The following is a 3,175-nucleotide window of genomic DNA, read 5'->3' as shown; positions in this document are numbered from 1 at the left end:
GCGGTCGATCGAGGCGTCCAAGGTATGTGCTCCTGAGGCGCCGCCAATGGCGGTCGCCCAAAGGAGCGGATCTTGGACGAGCGAACCCGTCTGACCGGGCGACCCGCGTGGGCCCGGATAGGGGCGTTTTAGTCTCTCGCGCTCTCGGAAACAAGGCGACCGGCGCCTTCGATCCTCCGGTCATGCGAGCCGCGCGTTCGCCTTGAGGCGCAGGGCAAGCCCCTGTAGTCATGTCCGTGTGGGCGCTGCGTCATCTGGGGTCGGCGACAAGGTCGCCTTCGACCTGAAGCTTCCGGGCGGTGCCGGCGAGATCACGGCGATCCAAAAGCAGTAACCCTGGGGCCGGGGCGGTTCGCCGCCGCCCCGGCGGCTGACTGGCCGCATGAGCGAGTCGAAATAGGCGCGCACCTCCGCCTGCTCTTCGGGGCTCCTGCGGAAGACCTGCCCGTCATAGCCACCCGAAAAAATTGGTCGCACGTTGAAGTTTCTCGCAACTGCGGCTGACATCGAATCAATAGCCCACAGAACTCGGGCGTTTGCCCCAAAGTCGCCCCTTCTCGGGCCGAAGCCTTACCGGCTTTTCGGGGGAAATGCGCGCGCATGCCTGCTTGATTCAGGTGGCTGAAGCGCGCCCTCAAGTTCGCCCAATAGGCGTGTAGCTTTACTATAGAAAAAGAACGAATCGCACCTTTTTATCCAGTAATGCCCTTGACCTCGCCCTATCCGCGACTCAGGGTTGTGACGCCCGGTGAAGGCGGGCGGACGCAATCAAGGGCCAGCTGCGATGAAAAATGTCGGTTCAAGCCAAGTTCGGGGGCGAGCATCGACCGCCTTGGCCCTCCTCGCCGGTGCAGCTGTCCTCCTCGCGGTTAGCCCGGCCTGGGCCGCCGGCGCCGGCACCGCCATGCCGTGGGAAGGCCCGCTCGACACGATCATGCAGTCCCTGTCGGGGCCTGTCGCCAAGGCGGTCGGCATCATCGCCATCGTCCTGACAGGGCTCGGCTTCGCCTTTGCGGAAGGCGGCTCGGCCATGCGCAAGGGGATCGGCATCGTCTTCGGTCTGGCGATCGCTTTTACCGCCACGACCTTCATCTCGACCTTCTTCAACATGACCGCCGGGGCGGCGTTCTGAGATGGCCCGGTCCGACGTCGAAGGCTTCGAGATCGCCTTTCACAGCTCGCTGTCGGAGCCAGTGACCATCGCGGGCGTGCCCCGGATGATCGCGGTGCTCAACGGGACGCTGACGGCCGTCCTGGCGCTGGGCCTGCAGGTCCCCTTGATCGGCATCCCGGTCGGCTTGGCCATCCATGGGGCCTGCTACTGGTTGAACAAGCGCGATCCCTACTTCTTCGACGCGCTCGGCCGACACATTCGCCAGAAGCCCTACCTGGACGCCTGACGTGCGCGCGCGGCTTCACCCTTCCCCTTTTCCGGTCTCATAGAGGTCCGTCGTGCTGTATTTGCGTGAGTACCGGCCGAAGGCTGATCGCCTGTTCGATCATCTCCCCTGGGTCGCCCTGATCGGGCCCGGCTTGGTGCTCAATAAGGACGGCAGCTTTCAAAAGACCCTGGCGTTTCGGGGTCCGGACCTGGCCAGCGCCACGGATGCCGGCTTGGTCGCCACCCGCGCCCAATTGAACAACGCGCTTCGGCGGCTCGGTTCACGCTGGTGCTTGCACATCGAGGCCGTCCGGTCGCCGTCGCAGACCTACCCCACGAGCCAGTTTCCCGACCCGGTCTCGGACCTTGTCGATGAGGAACGCCGCGAGGGGTTCGAGGCGCAGGAGCGTCACTTCGAGAGCCGCTACTTCCTCAACTTCACCTATCTGCCGCCCGAGGAGGCGATCTCGACGGCTGAAAGCCTTTTGCTCGAAAACGCCCCGTCGGGGCGCGGCGCCGAGGGCATGTACCGGTCCGCCCTGAGCGACTTTCTGAGCACCGTCCACCAGATCGCGGACATCCTGACCGCGATTATGCCCGAGGTCAGCGAACTGACCGACGACGAGTCCCTGACCTATCTGCATAGCTGCATCTCGACGAAGCGGCACCCGGTCGCCACGCCCGAGACGCCGGCCTATCTCGACGCCTTCCTGACCGACGACGACTTCCAGGGCGGCCTGCTGCCGCGGCTCGGCGGGCAATACCTGCGCACCATTTCGGTGAGGGCCTACCCGACCACCTCGTGCCCCGGCCTGCTCGACCGGCTCAATGAGCTGGGCATCAGCTATCGCTGGGTCTGCCGGTATCTGCCGCTGGACAAGGAAGACGCTCGCAAGGCGGTGACCACGGTCCGAAAGCGCTGGTTCGCCAAGCGCAAGGGCGTGATGGCGCTCCTGAAGGAGGCCATCACCCGCGAGCCCTCGCTGCTGGAGGATCCGGACGCGGCGGCCAAGGCAGTCGACGCCGATGCCGCCCTGGCGATCCTGGGCGGCGACTATGCCTCCATCGGCTACTTCACGCCGACCGTCACCCTGATGGACGCCGATCCCGATCGACTCGCCAACCGGGTCCGCGAGGTCGAGGGCGCCATCAATCGGGCGGGCTTCGTCTGCAAGGTCGAAGACGTCAATGCCGTTGAGGCGTGGATCGGCAGCCTCCCCGGCCAGGCCTATGCCGACCTGCGGCGGCCCTTGGTGTCGTCGCTGAACCTTTGCGACATGATGCCGATGTCGGCCATCTGGCCCGGTCCGACCATCAACGCCCACCTGTCGGCGGAGTGTCAGAAGCGCGGTTACCCTGGGCTTCAGCCGGCGCTGCTGGTCACCCGCACGGCCGGCACCACGCCCTTTCGGTTTGACCTGCACCAGGGTGATGTCGGCCACACGATGATCGTCGGGCCGACCGGGGCCGGGAAATCGGTCCTGCTCAACACCCTGGCCATGCAGTGGCTGCGCTACCCCGAGGCTCAGGTCTTCTATTTCGACAAGGGCGCCAGCTCGCGGGCCTCGACGCTGTTGGTCGGCGGGCAATTCTATGTGCTCGGCGGCGACCAGAGCGAGCTGGCCTTCCAGCCGCTCGCGGCGATCGACGCCCCAGATGACCGGGCCTGGGCGCAGGAATGGGTGCAGGACATCGTCGCCGCCGAAGGCGTGCCGATCACCCCGCCGGTCAAGGACGAGATCTGGAGTGGCCTGCGCAATCTCGCCGAAGGGCCGCGGGACCAGCGCACCCTCA

The 3,175-nt window shown here is 65.9% G+C and carries 3 protein-coding genes; all 3 read left to right on the top strand.

Annotation, left to right across the window (positions count from 1 at the left end):
* Positions 1-784: 784 nt before the first annotated feature.
* A complete protein-coding gene (locus tag QZV94_RS24130; RefSeq protein WP_293682887.1) occupies positions 785-1,132 on the top strand; it encodes a TrbC/VirB2 family protein in 348 nt (115 codons plus the stop codon).
* A gap of 1 nt (position 1,133) precedes the next feature.
* Positions 1,134-1,400 (top strand): VirB3 family type IV secretion system protein, encoded by a 267-nt coding sequence (locus tag QZV94_RS24125; protein WP_293682885.1) that lies wholly within the window; start codon positions 1,134-1,136, stop codon positions 1,398-1,400.
* A 52-nt stretch (positions 1,401-1,452) separates the two neighbouring features.
* Positions 1,453-3,175: conjugal transfer protein TrbE (locus tag QZV94_RS24120; RefSeq protein ID WP_293682883.1), on the top strand; the 1,723-nt coding region annotated here is incomplete at its 3' end.

It is taken from the genome of uncultured Phenylobacterium sp., from assembly GCF_902826855.1.
Lineage (GTDB): Bacteria > Pseudomonadota > Alphaproteobacteria > Caulobacterales > Caulobacteraceae > Phenylobacterium.
Note: the sequence above shows the minus strand (reverse complement) of the source record. Positions and strands in the feature narration are given on the sequence as shown.

Coding starts and splice junctions, on each gene's coding strand:
- QZV94_RS24130 (WP_293682887.1), top strand. CDS start 785: ATGAAAAATGTCGGTTCAAGCCAAGTTCGGGGGCGAGCATCGACCGCC.
- QZV94_RS24125 (WP_293682885.1), top strand. CDS start 1,134: ATGGCCCGGTCCGACGTCGAAGGCTTCGAGATCGCCTTTCACAGCTCG.